At 68.8% G+C, this 21774-nt stretch carries 16 protein-coding genes and 4 tRNA genes; 6 read left to right on the forward strand and 14 right to left on the reverse strand.

Features of this window, described 5'->3' with window-relative positions:
- The first annotated feature begins 162 nt into the window (after window positions 1–162).
- Together pgm and VNJ48_RS10065 are read left to right on the forward strand one after the other, a co-directional pair.
- On the forward strand, window positions 163–1806 hold the full coding sequence (pgm, locus tag VNJ48_RS10060) for a phosphoglucomutase (alpha-D-glucose-1,6-bisphosphate-dependent) (RefSeq protein WP_325601650.1): 1644 nt from the start codon (window positions 163–165) through the stop codon (window positions 1804–1806).
- A gap of 111 nt (window positions 1807–1917) precedes the next feature.
- Window positions 1918–4593, forward strand: a complete 2676-nt coding sequence (locus VNJ48_RS10065) for a SpoIIE family protein phosphatase (protein WP_325601652.1) — start codon at window positions 1918–1920, stop codon at window positions 4591–4593.
- A gap of 32 nt (window positions 4594–4625) precedes the next feature.
- Here the strand turns inward: VNJ48_RS10065 and VNJ48_RS10070 are convergent, their stop codons facing one another.
- Both VNJ48_RS10070 and VNJ48_RS10075 read right to left on the reverse strand, forming a co-directional pair.
- Window positions 4626–5360, reverse strand: a complete 735-nt coding sequence (locus VNJ48_RS10070; RefSeq protein WP_325601654.1) for a class I SAM-dependent methyltransferase — start codon at window positions 5358–5360, stop codon at window positions 4626–4628.
- Window positions 5360–7030, reverse strand: a complete 1671-nt coding sequence (locus tag VNJ48_RS10075; RefSeq protein WP_325601656.1) for an acyl-CoA dehydrogenase family protein — start codon at window positions 7028–7030, stop codon at window positions 5360–5362. Before VNJ48_RS10075 ends, VNJ48_RS10070 begins: the two co-directional genes overlap by 1 nt.
- A gap of 108 nt (window positions 7031–7138) precedes the next feature.
- Between VNJ48_RS10075 and VNJ48_RS10080 the strand changes: the two genes are divergently transcribed.
- Window positions 7139–8107 (forward strand): YihY/virulence factor BrkB family protein, encoded by a 969-nt coding sequence (locus tag VNJ48_RS10080; RefSeq protein WP_325601658.1) that lies wholly within the window; start codon window positions 7139–7141, stop codon window positions 8105–8107.
- A gap of 12 nt (window positions 8108–8119) precedes the next feature.
- Window positions 8120–9211: a potassium channel family protein gene (locus VNJ48_RS10085; RefSeq protein ID WP_325601659.1), complete on the forward strand. Its 1092-nt coding sequence runs from the start codon at window positions 8120–8122 to the stop codon at window positions 9209–9211.
- On the opposite strand, the gene VNJ48_RS10090 is transcribed toward VNJ48_RS10085, so the two are convergent.
- The 3 genes from VNJ48_RS10090 to VNJ48_RS10100 all read right to left on the reverse strand — a co-directional run bounded on the left by VNJ48_RS10090 (window position 9208) and on the right by VNJ48_RS10100 (window position 12676).
- A complete protein-coding gene (locus tag VNJ48_RS10090) occupies window positions 9208–9714 on the reverse strand; it encodes a DUF3253 domain-containing protein (RefSeq protein ID WP_325601661.1) in 507 nt (168 codons plus the stop codon). The genes VNJ48_RS10085 and VNJ48_RS10090 overlap by 4 nt on opposite strands.
- A gap of 75 nt (window positions 9715–9789) precedes the next feature.
- The gene (locus tag VNJ48_RS10095) at window positions 9790–10062 is read right to left on the reverse strand and encodes a hypothetical protein (RefSeq protein ID WP_325601663.1); all 273 of its coding nucleotides are present in this window, start codon (window positions 10060–10062) and stop codon (window positions 9790–9792) included.
- A gap of 121 nt (window positions 10063–10183) precedes the next feature.
- Complete coding sequence (locus VNJ48_RS10100; protein WP_325601665.1) at window positions 10184–12676, reverse strand: SpoIIE family protein phosphatase; 2493 nt, start codon at window positions 12674–12676, stop codon at window positions 10184–10186.
- A 475-nt stretch (window positions 12677–13151) separates the two neighbouring features.
- Between VNJ48_RS10100 and VNJ48_RS10105 the strand changes: the two genes are divergently transcribed.
- Entirely contained in the window at window positions 13152–13541 is a 390-nt protein-coding gene (locus VNJ48_RS10105; RefSeq protein WP_325601667.1) for a hypothetical protein, read from the forward strand.
- A gap of 581 nt (window positions 13542–14122) precedes the next feature.
- On the opposite strand, the gene VNJ48_RS10110 is transcribed toward VNJ48_RS10105, so the two are convergent.
- The 9 genes from VNJ48_RS10110 to VNJ48_RS10150 form a co-directional block, all read right to left on the reverse strand.
- Window positions 14123–14944 (reverse strand): DUF6463 family protein, encoded by an 822-nt coding sequence (locus VNJ48_RS10110; RefSeq protein ID WP_325601669.1) that lies wholly within the window; start codon window positions 14942–14944, stop codon window positions 14123–14125.
- A 307-nt stretch (window positions 14945–15251) separates the two neighbouring features.
- On the reverse strand, window positions 15252–15875 hold the full coding sequence (locus tag VNJ48_RS10115; RefSeq protein WP_325601671.1) for a DUF2867 domain-containing protein: 624 nt from the start codon (window positions 15873–15875) through the stop codon (window positions 15252–15254).
- A 74-nt stretch (window positions 15876–15949) separates the two neighbouring features.
- Complete coding sequence (locus VNJ48_RS10120; protein ID WP_414689938.1) at window positions 15950–16615, reverse strand: response regulator; 666 nt, start codon at window positions 16613–16615, stop codon at window positions 15950–15952.
- On the reverse strand, window positions 16608–17810 hold the full coding sequence (locus tag VNJ48_RS10125; protein WP_325601673.1) for a sensor histidine kinase: 1203 nt from the start codon (window positions 17808–17810) through the stop codon (window positions 16608–16610). Before VNJ48_RS10125 ends, VNJ48_RS10120 begins: the two co-directional genes overlap by 8 nt.
- Before the next feature lie 83 nt (window positions 17811–17893).
- A complete protein-coding gene (locus tag VNJ48_RS10130) occupies window positions 17894–20155 on the reverse strand; it encodes a hypothetical protein (RefSeq protein WP_325601675.1) in 2262 nt (753 codons plus the stop codon).
- Window positions 20156–20180: 25 nt separating this feature from the next.
- Window positions 20181–20252, reverse strand: a tRNA-Gln gene (locus VNJ48_RS10135).
- Between the two features lie 256 nt (window positions 20253–20508).
- Window positions 20509–20583: transfer RNA gene (locus VNJ48_RS10140), tRNA-Val, on the reverse strand.
- 38 nt (window positions 20584–20621) lie between these two features.
- Window positions 20622–20695 (reverse strand) — tRNA-Cys (locus VNJ48_RS10145).
- 47 nt (window positions 20696–20742) lie between these two features.
- Window positions 20743–20815 (reverse strand) — tRNA-Gly (locus VNJ48_RS10150).
- A gap of 137 nt (window positions 20816–20952) precedes the next feature.
- On the opposite strand from VNJ48_RS10150, the gene VNJ48_RS10155 reads away from it, so the two are divergent.
- Window positions 20953–21774 carry an aminotransferase class IV gene (locus VNJ48_RS10155; RefSeq protein WP_325601677.1) on the forward strand — a complete coding sequence of 274 codons (822 nt, stop codon included), beginning with the start codon at window positions 20953–20955 and terminating at the stop codon, window positions 21772–21774.

A 21774-nucleotide genomic window follows, 5' to 3' on the forward strand; every position in this document is an offset into this window, starting at 1 on the left:
GTCAGCCCCGGGCCCAGGCCGCATGGGCACGCCATCCGCGCGACATCGTCGTCCACCACACCTCACGGTATGTCGCCGAACCGGGTCCGGGGGTGAGATTGGTCGAGCTGATCGGAGCGAGTCTGCCTCGACTCACGCCCGCCGCGACGACAAGATGGCGCTATGGCTCCCGGATCCCGTGCTGGCACTCCCGCTCAACCTGGCGACCTGGTGGACGTCGCCCATCTCGTGACCGCCTATTACACGCAACAGCCGGATCCCGAGGACGTGGAGCAGCAGGTCGCGTTCGGCACGAGCGGGCACCGGGGGTCGAGCCTCAAGACGTCCTTCAACGACACCCACATCGCCGCCACGACCCAGGCGATCTGTGACCACCGGCGCGAGCAGGGCTACGACGGCCCCCTGTTCCTCGGGCGCGACACGCACGCCCTGTCCGAGCCCGCCTGGGCCACCGCGCTCGAGGTGCTGGCAGCCAACGACGTGACCGTGTTGCTGGACGACCGCGACGGCTACACGCCGACCCCAGCCGTGTCCCACGCCATCATCCGCGCAAACGGCGGGCGCACAGAAGGCTCCGGGCTGGCCGACGGCATCGTGGTGACGCCGTCCCACAACCCGCCTGCCGACGGTGGCTTCAAGTACAACCCGCCCCACGGCGGTCCCGCCGACAGCGACGCCACGAGTGTGATCGCGACCCGGGCCAACGAGCTCATCGCTGCCGGGCTCACGGGCGTCCGCCGCATCCCGTTCGCGCGGGCCAGGGCGGACGCGGCCGCGTACGACTTCATGGGCACCTACGTCGACGGCCTGCCCGCGGTGGTCGACCTCGCCGCGATCAAGGCGGCCGGGGTGCGCATCGGAGCCGACCCCCTGGGCGGGGCCAGCGTCCACTACTGGGGTGAGATCGCGGACCGGCACGGCCTCGACCTGACGGTCGTCAACCCGCTCGTCGACCCGACGTGGCGCTTCATGACGCTCGACTGGGACGAGAAGATCCGGATGGACTGCTCCTCGCCGTCTGCCATGGCCTCGCTGATCTCGCGCAAGGACGACTACGACATCGCCACCGGCAACGACGCGGACGCCGACCGCCACGGGATCGTCACGCCGGACGCCGGACTGATGAATCCCAACCACTTCCTGGCCGTCGCGATCCAGTACCTCTTCGGCGGCAATCGTCCGGGTTGGCCCGTCGGCGCGCAGATCGGCAAGACCCTGGTGTCCAGCTCGATGATCGACCGAGTGGCGACGTCGCTGGGCAAGCCCATGGTGGAGGTGCCAGTGGGCTTCAAGTGGTTCGTGCCCGGCCTGATGGACGGATCGTTCGGCTTCGGTGGCGAGGAGTCGGCAGGGGCGTCCTTCCTACGGATGGACGGGACCACGTGGACCACTGACAAGGACGGTCTGATCCTGTGCCTGCTGGCATCCGAGATCCTGGCCCGGACCGGTTCGACGCCCAGTGAGCTCTATGCGCGGCTCGTCGCCGAGCACGGCGAGCCTGCCTACGCCCGCGTCGACGCGCCGGCCGATCGACAGCAGAAGGCCAAGCTCGCGGCGCTCTCGCCCGAGGACGTGACGGCGACCTCGCTGGCGGGGGAGGAGATCACCGGGCGGTTGACCGAGGCCCCCGGGAACGGCGCCAAGATCGGTGGGCTCAAGGTGACGACCGGGTCGGCGTGGTTCGCCGCCCGCCCCAGTGGCACGGAGGACGTCTACAAGATCTATGCCGAGTCGTTCCGCGGCCCCGCGCATCTTGCCCAGGTGCAGGAGGAGGCGCGACAGGTCGTCTCGGCGGCACTGGGCTGAGGGTCGCACGTAGCCAATTTGTGGGCTGCGGGGCCTTGGACCGGCAGATAGAATCCCGACGACGCACAACCAAGGCCTCGTGCCGGTGATTCAGCGTCCAGGGGAGCCGTGATGTCGCGTTCAGAGCCGCACGCCGAGACCCCCATGCCCCCGTCCCCCCGCGTCGCTGCCCCCATCATCGTCGACCCCCAGACCCTGGCAGGGTTGCCGATGAGCCAGATCATCGCCAGGGTCGCGATGCTCGAGAGTGCCCTGCGTGAGAGCGAGGACCGTCTCCGGCTGCTGGTCGACGCAGTGACCGAGTATTCGATCTTCACCCTCGACCCGGACGGGGTCATCGAGTCCTGGAACACCGGTGCCGAACGCATGAAGGGCTACAGCCACGACGAAGCGATGGGCCTGGACTTCTCCATGCTGTTCCCCCCGGCAGACCGCGAGGCCGGTCGGCCCCGACAGCTCCTCGAGCAGGCGCGGGCCCATGGGAGTCACAAGCACACCGGTTGGCTGCTCAAGAAGGACGGCACCCTCCTGTGGAGCGACGTGGTCATCAACTCGATGCTGGACGACCGCGGGCACCACACCGGATTCGTCAAGGTCGTGCGCGATCTCACCGAGCAACATCGCCTCGAGGCCGCCCAGAACTCCTTCTACAACGCCTTCAACCACGAATTCAAGATGCCGATCACGGCCATCCAGGGCTTCGCCGAGCTGCTCACGGACGTCGACGTGCACGAGCAGGAGCACTTCGTCCAGCGCATCGAGTCCAACACCACCAGGCTCCTGACGATGGTCGAGGAGCTGATCGACAACGCCAGGCTGCGACCGGGGCAGCTGCCGATCCGGCTCCAGGTCGTGGACCTGGCGGCGCTCGTCCGTCGCACGGTCTCCGAGCTGGCCACGCGTGCTGAGATCTCACGGGTCCGGATCACCGCGGACGTCCCGATGAGGGCGCTGGCCGACCCCGCAGCGATGGAGCGAGTCATCGCGAACCTCGTCATCAAGGCACTCACGGACTCGCCTGCCAACAGCGACATCACCATCGCCTGCGAACCGAGCGAGGACGCGGTCGTGGTGACGATCAGCGATCAGGGCCGCGGCACGGTGGACCGCGATCTCGGCTCGATCTTCCTGGAGTTCGAGCGGGGTCGCGTGGCCAACGACCACGACGCGGGGAGCGGTCTCGGGCTCGCCAGTGTCCAACGCCTGGTCGACATCCAGGGAGGCACCGTCGACCTGGTCAGCGACGTCGCGGTCGGCACCACCGTGACGATCCGGCTGCCCCGTGCACCCGCTGCCGCCCCTGAGCAGCCGCATGCACCGGATGCCGTCCCTGAACAACCCCCGCGGTCGCGATGGCGATCACCCCTGCTGCGGCAGCGGTCGCGTCGAACCCAGAGCCTCACCGGGGGCACTCGGCGTGGGAACGCCGGCGCTGACCCGCCACTGCCCGCCGACGTCGGATCGGCGGCCCATCGGGCGCCTGACGTGGACATGACGCCGCGCAACGCCGCGGAGCGCGCGCTGGCCGTGCTGCTGGAGCGGTCCCACGCGGCCCCGGACTACGCCCTGCCGGAGCTCTTCTCGCAGTACGGCCAGGCGATCGGCGTGAGTCGGGTGGTTGCCTATCTGGCGGACCTGCAAGCGCGGTCCCTGGCTCCGCTCCTGGGCCCCGGGGTGCAGGATCGGGCTTCGCACGTCGACGTCCTCAGCGTTGATCGCACCATCGCGGGCCGGGCGTTCCAGCACCTCGAGGTGGTCCAGCAGGTCGTGCAGGACGACGGGAGCACAGACGAGCGGCTGCAGGTCTGGCTGCCCCTGGTCGACGGCACGGAGCGGCTGGGCGTCCTGGCGGTGACGTTGCCCGGTGCCCACGCACTCGACGCCCATGGTGGTGCGCTCCGGGAGCGGTTGCTCACCTTCGCCTCCGTGGCGGCCGAGCTGATCGCCAGCAAGACGAAGCATGGCGACACCCTGGTGCGGCTGCGCCGGACCAGGGACATGAGCCTGGCAGCCGAGATGCAGTGGTCCTTGCTCCCTCCTCTGGCCTTCGTCAGCGACGACGTGACCATCACGGGCGGCGTGGAGCCGGCCTACGGGGTGGGTGGCGACACCATCGACTACGCCGTCGACCCTGGGCTGGCGCACCTCGCGGTGTTCGATGCCATGGGGCACGGGCTGCCCAGTGCTCAGCTGTCCGCCCTGACGGTCTCGGCCTACCGCAACGCCCGACGAGGAGGGCTCGGACTGCCCGCACTGGCGCGTTCCATCGACACCGCGGTCGCCTCGGTCTTCGGTGCTGATGCGTTCGCGACCGGAGTAGTGGTCCAGCTCGACACCGAGACCGGGGTGCTGCGGTGGATCAACGCAGGACATCCTGCACCCTTGCTGCTCCGCAACGGCCGGCTGGTGCGCACGCTGGACGTCGAGCCGATGTTGCCGTTCGGTCTGGGTCGCCTGGCCGAGGGTCAGGGAGTCCACGTCGGGCAGGAGCGCCTCGAACCCGGCGACATGGTGCTGCTCCACTCCGACGGGGTCGTCGAGGCGCGTTCCATACGCGGCGCGTTCTTCGGCACTGATCGGCTCGTGGAGCTCCTGACGCTCCATCTTGCCGCGGGCCTGCCCCCGACGGAGACCATGCGGCGCGTCACCCTCGCCCTCCTGGAGCACCACCACGACAAGCTGAGCGACGACGTCAGCTTCCTGCTCCTTCAGTACCGCCCCCAGCCTCGTCTCGAGCAGCGCCGGGTGGTCAGGCGTGAGGGCCTCGAGGGCTCATCGACCCAGTAGCCGTCCACCCGCCAGCCGGCACGCAGGCCCGCTCAGCGGCGAACAGCCTCGATCTCGAGCCGGACGTAGTCGATGACGGGTTCGGTCATGGCAGTACGCACGCGGCGTACGAAGTCTCGCTGCTCCTCCAGCGGCAGGTCGACCAAGTGGCTGCCGAGGCAGACCACCGCGAGGTAGGTGTCCAGCACCTCAGGATCGTCGATCCGAAGGGGGTCAGGACGCAGACGGACGTCCTCGACGTCGAAGCCGGCGCCCGTGAGCGAGGCCCGGGTCTCCTCGACGCCGCGATAGCTGACGCCGTACTTCCCCTCCCCGGTCACCTCCTCCAGGGCGGCACCCAGGATCGCCAGCTGGCCCTGGCCGCCGCAGTCGGACGTGAGGCGGGCACCGGGGCGCATCACTGCCGCGAGGTGGGTGAAGAGGAGGTCGTGGTCCTCGATCCAGTGGAACGCAGCCACGCTCATCACCGCGTCGACCGGCTCGGTCAGCGGAAGCGGGGACGTCAGGTCCGCGACGTGCAGCTCCACGTCGTCGCCGAGCTTGGCCCGAGCCTCCTCGATCATCCGGGCGGAGCCGTCGACCCCGACGAGCCGTGCCTCGGGCCAGCGCGAGAGCAGGGCGACACCGTCGCGGCCGGTGCCACATCCGGCGTCGAGGACCCGCTCGTGACCGGCGAGACGCATCCGGTCGAGCACCCCCGCACCCCACGCGACGTGGGGGAGGGGAAGGGAGTCGTAGGTGGCGGCATCCCACTCGCGAGGAGCCATCACAGCACCGGGGTCGTGCGGTCGACGATGGCGCGCAGGTCGCCGCCGGACAGCGTGCCGAAGGTGCCGTTGTAGGTGGTCCCGAGCCGCGAGGAGCAGAAGGCGTCGGCCACCTCGGCGGGGGCGAACCGGACGAGGAGCGAGCCCTGCAGACAGGCGGCCATCTGGCCGGCCAGGCGTCGGGCGCCGACCTCGAGACCCGCCACGTCGCCGAGCAGCGCCAAGGTGTCGTCGATGGCCCGGTCGAGGCGGTGGTCGGCGCCGCGGGCCAGGCCCACCTCCGTGATCCACGCCGCCAGCACCTCGGGCTCGCGGGTCAGCGCCCGCAGGACGTCGAGCGCGTTGACGTTGCCCGAGCCCTCCCAGATGGAGTTGAGCGGCGACTCGCGGAAGAGCAGCGGCAGACCCGACTCCTCGACGTAGCCGTTGCCGCCGAGGCACTCCAGTGCCTCGGCCACCATGAAGGGGGTGCGCTTGCAGACCCAGAACTTCGCCAGCGGCAGGGCGATCCGGCGCAGGGCTGCCTCGTGTACGTCGCCCGGCCGGTCCACGGCCGCCGCGAGGCGCAGCGCCAGTGCGGTGGCGGCCTCGGACTCGACGGCGAGGTCGGCGATGACGTTCTGCATCAGGGGCTTGTCGACCAAGCGCCCACCGAAGGCAGAGCGGTGGGAGACGTGCCAGGACGCCTCGGCCAGTGCTCGCCGCATCAGCGAGGCCGAGCCCAGGACGCAGTCGAGCCGCGTGGCCGCCACCATGTCGATGATCGTCCGGACCCCGCGGCCCTCGTCCCCGAGACGTTGGCCGACAGTCCCGTCGAACTCCAGCTCGGAGGAGGCGTTGGACCGGTTGCCCAGCTTGTCCTTGAGCCGCACCACGTCGAGCTGGTTGCGGGTGCCGTCGGCCAGCACCCGGGGGACGACGAAACAGCTCAGCGCCTGTCCCTCAGCGCGACTTCCCGCCTGCGCAAGGACGAGGAACATGTCGTTCATCGGAGCGCTCGTGAACCACTTGTGTCCGTGCAACGTGTAGAAGCCGTCCTCCGAGGTGGCTCTGGCCTCGGTGACGTTGCTCCTGACGTCGGAGCCTCCCTGCTTCTCGGTCATCCCCATGCCCGCCAGGGCCCCGACCTTGTCGCTGCGCGCCCGGACGCCGGGGTCGTAGCGACGTGACGCGAGCAGGGGAATCCAGTCCTTGGCGATGGCGTCGTCCGCGCGGAGGGCCGGCACTGCGGCATACGTCATCGAGATCGGGCAGCCGTGCCCAGGCTCGGTCTGCGACCACGCGAAGAACCCGCCGGCTCGTCGGACGTGCGCGTGGGGATCGCCCGCCTCCTGCTGCTCCCACGCTGTCGCAGCGAGTCCGTGACCGATGCCTCGCTCCATCAGCCAGTGCCAGGACGGGTGGAAGGTGACCTCGTCGATGCGGTTGCCGTAGCGGTCGTACGGCGTCAGCTCCGGGTGGTGCCGGTTGGCCAGCACCCCGTGCTCACGCGCCTCGGCCGTCCCTGCGTCGAGCCCCAGCAACGTCAGCTCCTCGACGAGGCCAGCAGAGGCGTGGCGGGTCACAGCTTCGGTCAGGGCGACGTCGGAGGTGACGACGTTGTGTCCGGCGAGGGGCGGCGCCTGGTTGTTGACGACCCGGAGTGACCCCCGGGAGCTCGGTTCGGTCATGGGCCCCACCGTAGGCGCCAGGACGACGACGTGGCGGCCAGCGAGCGAAGGGTGAAACGGGGGAGGAGGTTCCGCGCCCCGCCGAGGGACGCGGATACGGTGGGGCTCATGGCCGAGGAGAGTTCGCAGCACCCCGCGCTGCGAACGGTCCAGGCACGGTGGGACATCCTGCGCGGACAGGCGTGGCGCCTCACCGTGAGCACCGTCGGCTCCTGCATGCGCTATCGCGTCACCGGACTGGCGGCCGAGGCCGCGTTCTTCGCGGTGCTGTCCGTGCCGCCGTTGATCTTCGCGCTCGCGGGCGCGGTGGGCTATGTCTCCGAGCAGTTCTCACCCGCGGACATCGCCGAGGTCCGCAGCGCGATCATCGAGCTCGCCTCGCGGGGACTGACGGAGAAGGCGGTCGAGGACATCATCGCGCCGACGCTCAACTCCGTCCTGGACGGCGGTCGGTTCGACGTCGTCTCGGTGGGGTTCGTGCTGGCGTTGTGGTCGGGCTCGCGCGCCCTCAACGTCTTCGTCGACACCATCACGATCATGCACGGCCTGGGCGGGCACCGAGGGATCGTCAAGACCCGCGCACTGTCGTTCGCGCTCTACCTGCTGGCGATGCTCACCGGGATGGTCACGCTGCCGCTGGTCGTCGCGGGTCCCGGGCTCATCCGCGACTGGCTTCCACAGCGCTTCGAGTTCGTGATGTCGTTCTACTGGCCCGTGGTCATCGTGATGTGCATCTGCTTCCTCGCCACGCTCTACCACGTCTCCGTCCCGGTCCGGACGAGCTGGACCTTCAACCTGCCGGGAGCGACGTTCTCGCTCATTGCCTGGATCGCCGGCTCGTTCGTGCTGCGGTGGGTGCTGACGGTCACCGCCGCGGAGTCGAGATCCATCTACGGCCCGCTGGCCGCCCCCATCGCCGTACTCCTGTGGCTGTATCTCCTGGCCATCGCGGTCCTCATCGGTGCCGCGGTCAACGCCGCCTTCGACACCGTCTTCCCCCAGGGCTCGACCACCAGTGCTCGCCAGGAGCTGGTGCAGCGACTGCGTCAGGCGATCACGTCCAAGGAGGCGGCATGAAAGACTCCGGCCGTGGATGACCGACCGGGCGTGCCGAGCACCTCGACCCGCATCGCGCTGCCGGACGTCGTCCGGTCGCCGGGGAGGCAACTGGCGCGAAGGCTGCTCGCGGCGCTCTCGATCCTGGTCGGCACCGCACTGCTGGTGTGGTTCGACCGGGACGGTTACGTGGACGGCAACGACCCGACCAACACGATCAGCGTGATCGACTCGATCTACTACACCACCGTCACGCTGAGCACGACCGGGTACGGCGACATCGCGCCCGTCTCGGATCAGGCGCGCTTGATCAACGCGTTCGTCATCACCCCTGCCCGCATCGCCTTCCTGGTGCTGCTGATCGGCACCACCCTCGAGGTCCTCGCCTCGCAGGGCCGCGAGACGTTCCGGGTCGCCCGGTGGAGGAAGAAAATGGGAGAACACGTCGTCGTCGTCGGCTACGGCACGAAGGGCCGCAGCGCAGTCGAGACCCTGGTCAGCAACGGTCATGACCGGGAGTCCATCATCGTCGTGGATCCCAGCGCCCTCGCCAAGGAGGAGGCGCACCGCGACGGCCTGGCCGTGATCACGGGCGATGCCACCCGGCGCGAAGTGCTGCGCAGCGCTCGCGTCCAGCTCGCCACCCACGTCATCATCACCACCGACAGCGATGCCTCCAACGTGCTCTCGACACTCACGGTGCGTCAGCTCAACCCCGACGTCTGGATCGTGGCCGCGGTGCGCGAGCAGGAAAACGTCCCGCTCATGCGCCAGTCCGGTGCCAACTCCGTCATCACCTCCTCCGACGCCGTCGGCCGCCTGCTCGGCCTGTCCTCGATGTCGCCGATGCTGGGCTCGGTGATGGAGGACCTCCTGACGTACGGCGAGGGCCTGGAGGTCGCCGAGCGCGACCTGCTCGTCAGCGAGGTCGGCAAGCCCCCGCAGTCCTTGCCCGACCAGGTCATCGCCGTCGTGCGGGACGAGCAGGTCTATCGCTACTTCGACCCCGTCGTCACCCTGCTGGCCCGAGGTGACCGCCTGATCGTCGTCCGCCCGGCCAAGGAGCTGCCCTGGGCTCCTCGCCCCGGCACCCACGGCGAGGACACGGCCTCCGACCAGGACTAGCGTTGCAGGCCGGGTCCCGGCGCGATCCGGACCGGACCCCGAGCCTCGCGCACGTCGACCGTGACGCCCTTCTGCTGCACGACGACGACGTCCTGCTGGACCAGTGCGTGTGCCACTTCGCGCGTGACCGGAACAAGGTCGCGCCAGCTTGCACCCCCGACGACCCGGGCGGCGTCGCTGGGGCAGATGGTCGTGCCGTTGCGATGGCGCAGGAGGGTGCGGATGGTGGCGGCCAGTCGGTCGCGTCGTCCGTCGTCGGTCGACGGCTCCCACCACGGCTCGCCCCGCTCTCCGAGTGCCGTCTTCGCGTCGTGCACCATCGGCCGGGCAGCGTCGCCCTGGCTGCCCACCAGACGCCGGGCCCGCATCAGCTCGGCGACGAGCTCGGCTCGAAAGCTCTCGGGGATGAGCGGATCAGTCGCGCGCCACTTCCGCCCAGCCACGACGATGTGGTGTCCGTCCGGAGTGCGCTCGACCTCGTCGTTGTCGGCGGAAGGGGCCATGAGGCCAGCGTAGGCCGCTGCCGGGAGCGCCTCAGGTGGCCGGGCCGGTGTGCGCCGCCCAGCCAGCTGTGATGTCTAGCCGGGCTCGAGCAACGCGGCGTCGACCCACATCTCGACGAGTCCCCACCCGGACGAGTCCGGCACCGCGACGGCGACCCGTCCGTCATAGCCGTCCCCGACCCTGCGCCACTCGAGCAGCAGTGCAGCTTGTCGGCCATGGGGTCCGGAATACCAGCAGTGCTTGATCGGGGGGACTGAGCCGTGCGCGTCCGGAGGCGTTGCGCCGAGGCCGCGCGACGTCATCTCGGCGACGCGCTGATCGAGGCTCTCGCCGTGTCCTGAGCTCATCCCACCCGCCATACGGGAGAGGCTAGGGCGGCCCACCGACGGGCCCAGCCACCTCGTCAACATATGACAACGAGGACCGCATCACCGGCCGATCGCCAAGACCTCGCGACCACCACCTGTCTCAGCCGCGGCGCAGGACCCGGGCAGCGAGCAGCACGACATCGTCCTGGGGGTCTGGCGCCATCGTCAGCAGGAGCTTGTCGCACAGCTCGTCCAATGGGAGTCCCTCGAGACCCTCGAGGACGTGGAGCAGGCGATCGAGGCCGGCGTCGAGACCCTCATCTCGACGCTCGACGAGACCGTCGGTGTAGAGGAGCACCAACGAGTCGTCCGGGAGGTCCACCGCGTGGGCACTGCGTGCAGCCGTGGGGTCGAGACCGAGCAGAAGCTCAGGTTCTCGAGCCAGGAGGGTAGGTGCCTGCCCGGGTGCGACGAGCACGGGTGGTGGGTGGCCGGCGTTGCTCCATTCGAAGACCCGGGCTCCGGCGTCGTTCGCGGTGATCTTGCCCAGCACGCACGTCGCGAGCGTGTCGATCTCCAGCCCTTCCATCGCCTCGTCGAGGGCCGTGAGCACCTCGCCGCAGGAGCCGGATGTGGCGTACGCCGTGCCCCGGAGCAGAGCCCGGACCTGACCCATGGCGGCTGCCGCCTCGCGGTCGTGTCCGCTGACGTCGCCCACGACGAGCTTGGTGGCGCCGTCGCGGAGCAGGAAGCTGTCATACCAGTCGCCGCCCACAGCAGCGTCGAGCGCCGCCGGCTGGTAGCGCACCGCGATCTCGGCGTCGGGGGAGCGCGGCGGGGTCGACAGCAGGCTGTTCTGCAAGGTCTCGGAGAGCTGACGCTGCTGACGGACGAGCTGGGCGTTCTGCAACGCGCCCCCAGCGCGACGACCGATCTCCATCGCCGTCGCTGTCTCCGCGACGCTCCACGGCGCTCGTCCCGGTCGGCGGACGAGTGTGATGGCGCCCATGGTCGTCGTGCGGCCCGAGATCGGCACCGTGAGGACGCGGTCCGGCTCCAGGGCCCTGAGCTGGTCGCGCCTGGACTCGCTGGACAAGGACGTCGGCAGCTTGGTGTTCATGTAGTCCTCGACGAGGAGGGGCTCACCGCTACGGGTCACGATCGAGAGCGCGGCGTCCTCGGTGAGGGCAGCGAGCCCCGCATCGACGTACGCGTCGAGCACGGGTTGCAGCGCAGCATCGGCGTGCGCGCGGGCCTGCTCGAGGAACCGCCCCGCTTCGTCACGGACCGACACCAAGGTCCAGCACGCCAGCTCTGGGACGAGCGCCCGGGCCAGGCCGGCGATTGCTCGGTCGATGTCGGGCTCGACCAGAGCCTCCGCGGCCCGCGCCAGGAGACGGAGGTTGCGGGCAGCCTCCGCGGCTGCCTCCTGGTCGGCGTGGCGCTCGGTGATATCACTGAAGTAGATGACCAGTCCGTCCTGGCCGGGGACCGCCCTGACGTCGAACCAGGCATGGAGGCGTGGGTAATAGGCCTCGAAGTCAACGACCTCTCCGGTCGCGACCGCGCGCTCGTACTGGCGGCCGAACTCAAGCTCCGCCATCTCGGGAAAGGCGTCCCAGAAGTTCAGGCCCACCAGCTGTCTGGGGGTGTACCCGACGACCGCGGACCCCGCCGGGTTGAGGTAGGTCACGTGCCACTCGCGATCGACGGACACGAAGCCGGTGAGCATCGAGTCGGCCAGGCGCGCCGCTTCGTCCCGTGCCGTCCGCAGCTCGGTGATGTCCTGAGCGGTGCCGAGCATTCTCTGCGGCTTGCCCTCGGGGCCGGCGAAAACCCGTCCCCTGGCGGCGATCCAGCGGGTCTCGCCGCTGGCAAGCTGGATGCGGTAGTCCGTCCGATAGTTGCCGCACGAGGCGACGGCCGCTGCGATGGCGTCGTCGACCTGGGCTCGGTCCTGCGGGTCGATGAACTCAATCAGGGTGTCGATGTGGGTCGTCTCGTCCTGGTCGGGGTCGAAACCGAGGACCACCCTCAACCGTCGATCCCAGTGGAGCGCCCCGCTGCGCAGGTCCCAGTCGAAGGAACCCACCTCCGCGGCGTCGAGGGCGAGCTCCCACCGTCTCCGCTCGCGGTCGAAGTCCGTGGTGAGGGCCGCGAGCTCCAGCTCGGCCATCACGGCGGTCGCGAGCTGGGTCAAGGTGGCCACGTCGCCGTCGACCCACTCCTGCGGTTCGGGTCCCCACACGCACAGCGCTCCCACGCACGAGCCCTCGTCGTTGATCAGGGGCACTCCCAGGTAGGAGCCCACAAGACCGGAGGTGACCGGCGGAAGCATCCGGACCCGGTCATCGACTGCCGTGGCACCGACCACGAGCGGTGCTCGCGACGCGGCCGTGACACTGCAGAGCGTGTCCTTGAGGTCGCCGCGCACGCCGACGTGATCAAAGGCCTCGCCGGCGCCGGCCACCACGGTTTGCTCGGTCGCGAGGAGGGACACCTGCGCCGACGGGGCGCCGAGCAGCTGGGCGGCGAGCGAGGTCAACCGGTCGAGCGCCGAGCGTCGCCCCTCGGGCGGAAGGAGCCGTTCTGCTGACCGGGCTCGGACCGGGTCGGCCAGGAGCTCGGTGAAGGTGGCTGAAAGTTCATCCATGGGTGGTCACCATGATGACGCACCAAGCAATGCGCGTCAGGAAGCCGGGCCGCGAGGCCCGTGTAGGCATCCTGGACTAGTCACAATTGACTACAGACGCCCCAGCGATCCAGTACATAGGCTTGTGCTGTTCCCGCAAGGGATCACGCTTGATGGCGAGTTTGGGTGGCTTCGGCACGACCCTCACCCCGGCCTATAGAGTTCAACCAGAACCGCCCACGGACCCGAGACCGTGGGCGGTTTTGTTGTGTCCCTACACCTCATTACGGCCACCTACGGAACAGTGGATCCAGCGCACGTCAACAGGTTGGTACAACCCGCGCCCGCCGGGTGTGATGCAACTAACGTGAGCGGCCACGGAACCGTCAGGGGGCCCGAGACCCTTGGCGGTTCCGTGAATCAATCATGTGAACACTCGGCACGGTTCTCATGGCCAGGACGTCGGTGGATGCCACCACGAAAAGACAGGTCACCGATGAACGCCGTACTCCGTGCCATCTCCACCATGTCGTTGCTTCTCCTGTTGGCTGCTTGTGGCGGGAACGCCGATGCCAGCAAGTCCGCCGCCGTGCCGGCTGATCGCCCCATGCAGGAAGCGATGTCGACGTGTGTCGGGATCTGGATGGACGAAGTCGCCGGCGTGTCCTCGGTTCGCAAGACGCTCGGCAACCCGGGAACCATGAGCAGGGTCCAGCTCGAAGAGTGCGGCAATGCACGGATCGCCAGCCGGGGTATCGCTGCGGGATTCGCCTGCAACCCCGACGGTTGCTACGCGACCGACAAGCACGGCTTCGACTGGACAGACGCCGCGCGTGAGTGGGCCTGCGACAACAGCCGTCCCGAAGTGTGCGACCTGAAGGAGTGACCGTCTTGCGCGGCCCCTGACGGCCGTGCAGCCGCAGCGCCTAGAGTGGGCGGCGACCCCGCAAGGGGCGCCCGGTCTCCTGCCGCAGCGGGAGCCGTGGAGGACGGCGAGTTTGGGTGGCCTCGGCCCGACCCTCACCCCGGCTGTCACTCGAGAACCGCCCGCGAAGCTCTAGTTCGCGGGCGGTTCTGTTGCTCGAGGGCACCTACGGGCGTGGCGCGTGGGCCGCGGGTGGGCCGTCCATCGGTTGAACAGGTTTGCGTCATACCCACGCGATCTTGGTTGAAACCTCATTCACACGATTCATTTCGGGCTGCCGGGCACGTGAGCGGAGGACCGGGACAACCGGGTGCTCGCGCGCCGCCGCGACGATCAGCAGGCCAGGGATGACGCCGACGGCGGGCGACGGAACCAGCATCAGCCCGGCGACGCCCGACCAGGCCACGAGGCCCCAGCCCACCCAGGAAGGGCCCGGGAGCTGTTGCCGAGTCAAGTGCCGCACCAGCCACCGCCATCGTGGAGTCGGGCAGCAACGGCACCGTCGCCCACAGCCCGTCCCCGACTCAGTCGGCGAATCCCCGTCACAGCGACCGGGTCACGTCATACCGTCTAGTTTCGGGTGTTGGTGATCTCCTCGGGGATCCGTCACGCAGGGCGATCACTCCTACCGCGCCGAGTGCCCAGAACGGGCTTGTCGGCATGACGAGGATTCCGACCAGCCCCAGACCGATGAGCAGGCGACCCGCAGCCACCTGAACCTTCAGGTGGCCGGTGGACTCTGCCACGGCCAAAAGCCGCCCACACATCCACAGCGCCGGTGCTACGACGAGGAACCAGAAGGCGAGAAGCCGGTCGGGATGACCCTTGACGGCGTTGAAGACGCCATCGGAGGCGATAGCTGCCAGTTCTGAGCGGTATTTGATGACGCCGACAGCGGCATGCGCGACGCCGAGCAGTTGGAGCAGACCTGAGGCGCGCACTGGCAAGGCCCCGGGCATCGGCGGGGTGGCGGCTGGCACGGCTTCCGATGTCTGCGAGCGACCGGGGAGTACGGCACATCGTCGTGAGACAGCTTTGAGAGTGCTGCGTCGGATCAGCCCTACGCCTGGCCGGATCACTTGCCAGTAGGCGGCGAAGACCCGCCTTGCCCTTGCGTCTGTCCCCACGACGCGGGTCTCGGTGATCAGGTAGGAGCCTGCACCGTCAGGGACGATCTCGTGGGAGACGACCGCCTTGGCGAAGCCGGGCTCGCTGAAGGCGAGGAAGTCGGACCGTGACCCGATACCCGGCGCGGCTGTGGGTACGAGTTCCCAGAACCGGGCGGCTCGGCCGACCACCAGACGGCGGCCAGGTTCCTCGATCAGGGTGACCCAGCGGTCGTCGTCACGGAACAGCTGCGCCAACGGTCGCGGGCAGCTACGGACGGTGGGGCTCCCCCTCAGTCGAGCCGGCAGATTTCGCGCGGCCAACAACGTCCGTGCCAGGGGCAGATCCGTCAGAGCCACGGCCAGCATCGCCTCCCAGACCTGCTCGGGGGGTGCTGCTATCCAAAGACGGTGTTGCGACCGCGAGACGTAGTCGGGAATCAGAAGGTCGAGCTCATTGGCCATCAGTGTGCCTGTTCTGTGAGGGGCCAAAGCGCAAGGTGTTCCCGGGTATGCACCGTAACGAAGTAGGACTCACGCGATCTCGCCCAGCTGAGCTTCCTGTTCATGCCGCTGGCTCCCGGCTGGCCCAGCGGCGGTCGAGGTTGCGCAGCAAGGCGGGGTAGACGATCAGGTAGCGGAACGGCTTGATGAAGTCCATGTAGGCGCGGCCGAACGTTCCGTTGGGCTTGACCAGGACCGCCATCTGGGCGTGCCACCGATCGTCGCCGTCCGGCACCCAGCCGAAGTGCACCAGGGCATGACAGGTCTGGTTGGCGATCTCGGCCACCCACTCGCGGTCGGTGAGGTAGACCGGTTGGAAGGGCTTGTCCGACAGGTCGGGCCCGGTCGGTCCGGTCGCCAGATCGTCAGGCAGTCGGTCTCGCAGGGACGGCACGCGGGCCTTGATGCCGGACTCCTCGCTGTCGAGGCCGAGCAGGGCGCCGAGCTTGAAGCGGATGGCCAACAGGACACGGTTGACGAGCGGGTCCTCCTTCTCGTCCAGGGCCACGAACCAGTCGACGATGCTGGCGAGGTCGTCGGGACCACCGCGCATGGGCAGTGCCCAGACGTCCTCGAGGTAGAAGTCGCGGGCGACGTCGTGAAGCCGCCACGGTTGCTCGGTGTGCGCGCTCGCAGGGAGCGGACTGGTCCTGGTGGGGGGCTGCTCGGTATGAGTGGTTGTCATGGCCCCACCCTGCGCGCGCGGGAGCCTGGGGGGATCAGCCTCAAGGCGCGGTTGTCTCATCCTGGAGGATGAGATCAGCCGGGTCGGACCAGTCCACTCTCGTAGGCGAGGACGACCGCCTGGACTCGGTCACGCAGCGCGAGCTTGGCCAGCACCTGACCCACGTGGGTCTTCACGGTGGCTTCGGAGAGGTGGAGGCGGGCGGCGATCTCGGAGTTGGACTCGCCGGTGGCCAGAAGCAGCAATGTCTCCAGCTCGCGGGGCGTGAGCAGGGTCCGGACCCTTCGCGCGCGGGCGTCATCGGGCGCGGAGGACGCCGCGACGTGTTCGATGAGACGCTTCGTCGTCGACGGCGCCACGACTGAGTGCCCAGCATGCACGATGCGGATCGCCTCCACGATCTGCTCCGCCCGAGCGTCCTTGAGCAGGAACGCACTGGCGCCCGCTCGGATGGCGGGGAAGGCATGGTCGTCCTCGTCGAAGGTGGTGAGGGCGATCACCCGGGTGGAGGGGAGCTCGCTGGTGATGATCTCGGTGGCCTCGATGCCCCCCAGGCGAGGCATTCGCAGATCCATGAGTACGACGTCGACCGTCCGCGAGCGCACCAGGGCGAGCGCCTCGTGCCCGTCAGCCGCCTCGCCGACCAGGCTCAGATCGGGCTGGCTCTCCACCATCATCGTCAGGGCCGAGCGCATCAGCTCCTGGTCGTCGACGACCGCAACCCGGATCACGTCACCCACGCTCCCTCGCCCCCTCCCGCGGGAGCCGGGCGCGGACCCGCCAACCCTGCGCCGCCGGTCCCGCGTCGACCTCGCCGCCGACCGCCTCGACACGTTCGCGCATGCCGACCAGGCCGCGGCCCGGCGCCGCCGCGACCGCCGTGGTGCCGTTGTCGCTCACCACCACCACGAGGTTGCGGTCGTCGCAGTTGACCGTGACGTGAGCCGTCGAGCCCGGCGTCGCGTGCCGGATCACGTTGGTCAAGGCCTCCTGCACCACGCGATAGGCGGTCAGCCCGACCGCGAGCGACCCCGGTGGGGGCGTCGCGGAGTCATCGAACTCGACCCGTTGTCCCGCAGCGCGGATCCGCTCGACCAGGGCCGGCAGGTCAGGGAGACCCGGCTGGGGGTCGACCGCTGGGGCGGTCTCGTCCGACGACCCTCGAAGCACCCCGAGCAGACCGCGCATCTCGTTGAGCGCTTCACGGCCGGTGCCGGCGATGGTCTCCAAGATCATCGGCGCCCGCTCAGGTTGGCGTGCGACGACCAGCCGACCAGCCTCGGCGTGGCTGACCATGACAGCGAGCGAATGGGCGACCACGTCATGCATCTCTCGAGCGATGCGGCGACGCTCGTCGGCTGCGCCGCGTGCGCTCAGCTCGGAGATCCACGCGGTTCGTACGGCGACGAAGCGACCGAGCGCCCACGCGGCGACTGTCCCGGTGAGCACGACGGTCACCTGCATCAGCTGCCAGGCCCACGGAGCCAGACCGGTGACCGTAAATCCCCACAGTCGCGCCGTGATCAGCACCGCACCCATCAGGCCGGTGGCCAGCGCGATCTGCGGCCACGGGTCGCTCTTGCCTGCACTCAAGGCGTAGATCAGGGCGAGGAAGCACAGGCTGCTCGGCAGGAGCAGGGGTGAGTAGTCCATCCCGGCCGAGACCGCCGTCGGCCCTCCGAGGTCCGGAGCGACTGTGAGCAGCAGCATGCACAGGCAGCCCACGGCGTAGGAGCTCACTGGTCGCCAGCGTGCGGCCAGCACGCTCAGGTGGAGCACAGCAAGGGTGACCACCAGGACCGCGGTCCAGGGCGCTGACAGTTCGCCCTCGTGCACCTGCACCCAGCCGATCGGCGCGAACATGAAGACGAGAGCGACGAAGAGCAGCACCTGTCCGATGTCGGGCAACCCGCGCGGGTGGAGGGAGGTGCTCATCACGCGGGTCAACATACGTCCCTTCGAGGGCCAGGCCTGCTGAGAGGCGACAGACCGCTGAGTCGTCCGTCGAGTGGTGATGCCTACTGACCGGGGAGCGCAGGGGGATGATCGGTGGCTTCAAGAATCCAGTGCCGCCCCACGGCCCACCCGAGGAAGGGCGATCGATCGTCGGCGTGCACGTGACCAGCGGCCACCTGGCGAAGACCGTCGAGCAGTTCGGCCATCACGGCTGGCCCCGCCGCACCTACAGACTCGTCGTTCAACACCTTCTCGGCCTCGGCCGGTCCAGCCACACTGAGGTAGAAGATTGCCTGTCGCCAGGCGTAGGCCGCGTCCTTGACCGTCGCGAGCGGGCGTCGCTGCCGGGATGCGAGCTCGAGGAGCGCGCTGGTCCGATGGATGGCATCGCGGGCGAGGTCCATCCAAGACCGTGTCGGCTGGACACCGATCGACACGAGTGCGGCGAGGTTGTGGGTCGTCAGGATCTGGGACTGCTCGATGATCATCCCGTTTGCGGCCACCGACCAGCCGCCGTCCGGCGTGCGTCCCGCTCGCGCCCAGCAGAGATCGCCGAAGGTCAGCCCGTGCTCGGTCGCTCGAGCTCGTCGCCACGTCCAGCCTGACGTCGGCTGTTGCTTCGGCGGCTCGGCAAGACTGGTGATCTGATCGGAGTCGATGCCGTAGTACTTGGCGTAGAGCGTCCCGCCGATGACGCGCGTCGCCCCTTGTGAAGCTCGGCGGAACTTGTCCGAAAAACCACCCATGAAGATGTCGGCGGCCAACTCCTCCACGAGCGGTATGTCGTGGCCGGCGGTCGACAACAGGTGGTGGAGCTCCTGGACCAGCGGATTCGGCAAGATCGTCGAAGGGAAGTGATCGAGCGCAAGCGCACCGACACGACGGGCGACGGCCATTGCCTCATCAGTCGTTGCGTGACTGTGTCCAGCGACGGCACGTACCCAGGGAAGCTCGGTGATCTGGATCTGCTTCTCCAGGTTCAGCAGCAGAAGCGATCGACGCCGACGAAAGGCCCTGTAGTTCGCGGCGGCCAGCCTGGCAAGTGCTTGGTCGGCGTAGGCCGAAGCGACGACTGATGCGCTGACCCGGGGCACCAACGCGGCGAGCACCTCGGCCGATGGCACCACGCCCTCCTCAAGCAGGTCCTCAATCGGAGCAGAGTGTGCGCGAGTCAGCACCCTGGGCACGATCCGGGGCATGGCGGAGCCCTCCGCGACTCCGGACTGGGATTCTTCCTCCGCAGTGACGTCTCCGAAGAAGGCTTCCGGCTCACCGATGCCCTCGGCCACGTCGAGGCGGCTCACGCGGTCGGCTGCGACAGCCGCAAGTCGGCTGTGTGCTGGCGCCGTCGCGACGACACGCTGCTGATCCCGGAGAGCCGCGTGTTCGTCGGACTCCGGCCGTCCACGCTTCGCGACCTGGGCCTCGATGGCACACCGAACCAGGCCGATGTCGCGGTTGAGCAGGTTCTCGCCACCAGCGACCGCCTTCAGCGCACGGAGCAGGATGGCGAGGTTCTCCTTCGGCTTCCTGTACTTGGTGCAGAGTGTGTGCACCGTAGCGAGACGGTCGCACTCGTCGACAAGCGCTGAGGCACTGGCGCGCCAGGCGGCGTCACAGTCCAATGAGAGCTGGCCATCTTGATACTGCTCGAGCCAGAGCGAGAGAACTCGGTCGCTGAAGGGGTTCCATACGGCAAGCGCTTCGCGCTGCGCCTCCACCCGCGGGTTCGGCTTCCGGCTACGAAGGGCGTCAGCCGCTTCGCCCGCGGTGATCCGGAAGACGTGGTCCGGCGGTGTGGTCGGAGCATTCGTAGGCTTCGGCGCCAACCTGAGCTTCTCGGCGAACGGTGACACCTGCTCGAGGAGGTCGAGGGCTCCCGCGCGGTCGCCCGCGCGTACAAGCCAAGCGATGGTGAGAAGGGCAGCATCTTCAGGGATCTCCACGCGGTAGGCGCCGGAGTCCAGGAGGTCGTGTAGCTCTTGAAGGCCCGCATCCGTGAGGAAGTACCCGAAGATCAGTCGTCGCGCCGCCGGGATCCCGAGCCGTCGGGCAAGCGCGATCTCGTCTGCCTGCAGCGGCACCTCGGCCAAGGCGCTGCCGGTGGCGAACCCGCCGCGCAGCACCTCGAGCGTCACCCACTTCGGAAGTCCTCGGACGGGCACTCGGGCGCCGACCTCGACGCGGCCGTCCGCCATGCGCTCCATTGACTGCGCCCACCGCTGGGCACGCCGATCGGCACGGCGACGCACGTCAGGATCCTCGTGCGTGGTCGCCGTGAGGAAGGTCTTGCTCAGTTGCCCGAGTGCGTAACCGTTCGTCATCGTCCGCCTGTTCAGGTTGTGATCGCCGACGTGGCAGGTTCCGCCCCTGCCCCCTCCGGGTCCAGAGCCCGGTGCTCTACTACTGAGCTACACGTCGTTGCGCCGACGTGGCCGGTGCTGCCCCGGCGCCCTCCGGGGTGAAGCCCGGTGCTCTACTGCTGAGCTACACGTCGCTTCGCGGCACCCTACAGCGAACAGCTGGGCTGAGCCGTCCACGTCCTGCGAGCCCTGATACAGAGGCGACTACTCCAAGATGTGTGCACAGGGGCAACTGCCAGACCTTGCCGCGCCTTGGTCCTCGTCTGTCCCTGACATGGAAAGAGGCCCCGGAGGGGCCTCTTTCCTGCGTGTTCTGGTGGGCGATACTGGGATTGAACCAGTGACCTCTTCCGTGTCAGGGAAGCGCGCTACCGCTGCGCCAATCGCCCGGTGTGGTGCTTTTTCACTTGTGGAGCCTGGTGGAGCATGGAGGTGGGTACGGGATTTGAACCCGTGTACACGGATTTGCAGTCCGTTGCCTCGCCTCTCGGCCAACCCACCGCGGAGGCCTTCCCACTATCAAGAAGGCACGGGGAGAGACCTCTCCGAGCGGACAACGAGACTCGAACTCGCGACCTCAACCTTGGCAAGGTTGCGCTCTACCAACTGAGCTATGTCCGCACGCAAATTCCTGCGGCCGGAGCCGCTGGGAAGTGCGAGCAGAACACTAGCCGATGCGTTCCGAGCCGCCAAAATCGGGTTCGACCACGCGTGTCCCCGCTCCGTCGACGCGGGAGGAACCTGCCTAGAGTGGCGCCATGCGTGCATGGCTCAACGGACACCTGCTCGACGATGCGACCGGGGCCACCCTCAGCGTCGCGGATCACGGGTTCACCGTCGGGGACGGTGTCTTCGAATCGATCAAGACGCTCGACGGCGTCCCCTTCGCCCTGACCCGGCACCTGGAACGGCTGGCCGTGTCGGCATCAGGCCTCGGGTTGCCGACGCCCGACGAGGCGGAGGTACGCCGCGGGGTGGCCGAGGTGCTGCAGGGCACCGACGACGCCCGGGGCCGCCTGCGGATCACCTACACGGCTGGACCGGCGCCGATGGGCTCCGGGCGAGGGGGCGGCCCGCCCACCCTGGTCGTCGCCTACTCGGCCATCCGAAAGCTTCCGCTTACCACCGCAGTGGCCACCGTGCCCTGGCCCCGAAACGAGCGCGGCGCGACCGCGGGCCTCAAGACCACGTCGTACGCCGAGAACGTCATCGCCCTTGCCCGCGCGACCGATGCTGGTGCCAGCGAGGCGATTGTCGCCAACACCGCCGGCAACCTGTGCGAAGGCACCGGTTCCAACGTCTTCTACGTCGTCGACGGCGAGCTCCGGACACCGACCCTGAAGAGCGGATGCCTCGCCGGGGTCACCCGGGCCCTGGTGCTCGAGTGGTGCGGGGGAGTCGAGGTCGACGAGCCCATGTCGGTCATGGAGCGTGCGAGCGAGGCGTTCCTCGTGTCCACCACCCGTGACGTCCAGGCCATCTCGCGCTGGGACGACCGCGACCTGCCCGCCCCGGGTCCGATCACGCGTGACTGTTGGCGCACCTGGATACAGCGCGAGGCCGAACACCCCGACCCGTGA

It is taken from the genome of Nocardioides sp. (assembly GCF_035576065.1).
GTDB lineage: Bacteria > Actinomycetota > Actinomycetes > Propionibacteriales > Nocardioidaceae > Nocardioides.

Coding starts and splice junctions, on each gene's coding strand:
- VNJ48_RS10090 (WP_325601661.1), bottom strand. CDS start 9,714: ATGGCCCCTTCCGCCGACAACGACGAGGTCGAGCGCACTCCGGACGGA.
- VNJ48_RS10095 (WP_325601663.1), bottom strand. CDS start 10,062: ATGAGCTCAGGACACGGCGAGAGCCTCGATCAGCGCGTCGCCGAGATG.
- VNJ48_RS10065 (WP_325601652.1), top strand. CDS start 1,918: ATGTCGCGTTCAGAGCCGCACGCCGAGACCCCCATGCCCCCGTCCCCC.
- VNJ48_RS10105 (WP_325601667.1), top strand. CDS start 13,152: ATGAACGCCGTACTCCGTGCCATCTCCACCATGTCGTTGCTTCTCCTG.
- VNJ48_RS10115 (WP_325601671.1), bottom strand. CDS start 15,875: ATGACAACCACTCATACCGAGCAGCCCCCCACCAGGACCAGTCCGCTC.
- VNJ48_RS10070 (WP_325601654.1), bottom strand. CDS start 5,360: ATGGCTCCTCGCGAGTGGGATGCCGCCACCTACGACTCCCTTCCCCTC.
- VNJ48_RS10125 (WP_325601673.1), bottom strand. CDS start 17,810: ATGAGCACCTCCCTCCACCCGCGCGGGTTGCCCGACATCGGACAGGTG.
- VNJ48_RS10075 (WP_325601656.1), bottom strand. CDS start 7,030: ATGACCGAACCGAGCTCCCGGGGGTCACTCCGGGTCGTCAACAACCAG.
- VNJ48_RS10100 (WP_325601665.1), bottom strand. CDS start 12,676: ATGGATGAACTTTCAGCCACCTTCACCGAGCTCCTGGCCGACCCGGTC.
- VNJ48_RS10080 (WP_325601658.1), top strand. CDS start 7,139: ATGGCCGAGGAGAGTTCGCAGCACCCCGCGCTGCGAACGGTCCAGGCA.
- VNJ48_RS10155 (WP_325601677.1), top strand. CDS start 20,953: ATGCGTGCATGGCTCAACGGACACCTGCTCGACGATGCGACCGGGGCC.
- pgm (WP_325601650.1), top strand. CDS start 163: ATGGCTCCCGGATCCCGTGCTGGCACTCCCGCTCAACCTGGCGACCTG.
- VNJ48_RS10130 (WP_325601675.1), bottom strand. CDS start 20,155: ATGACGAACGGTTACGCACTCGGGCAACTGAGCAAGACCTTCCTCACG.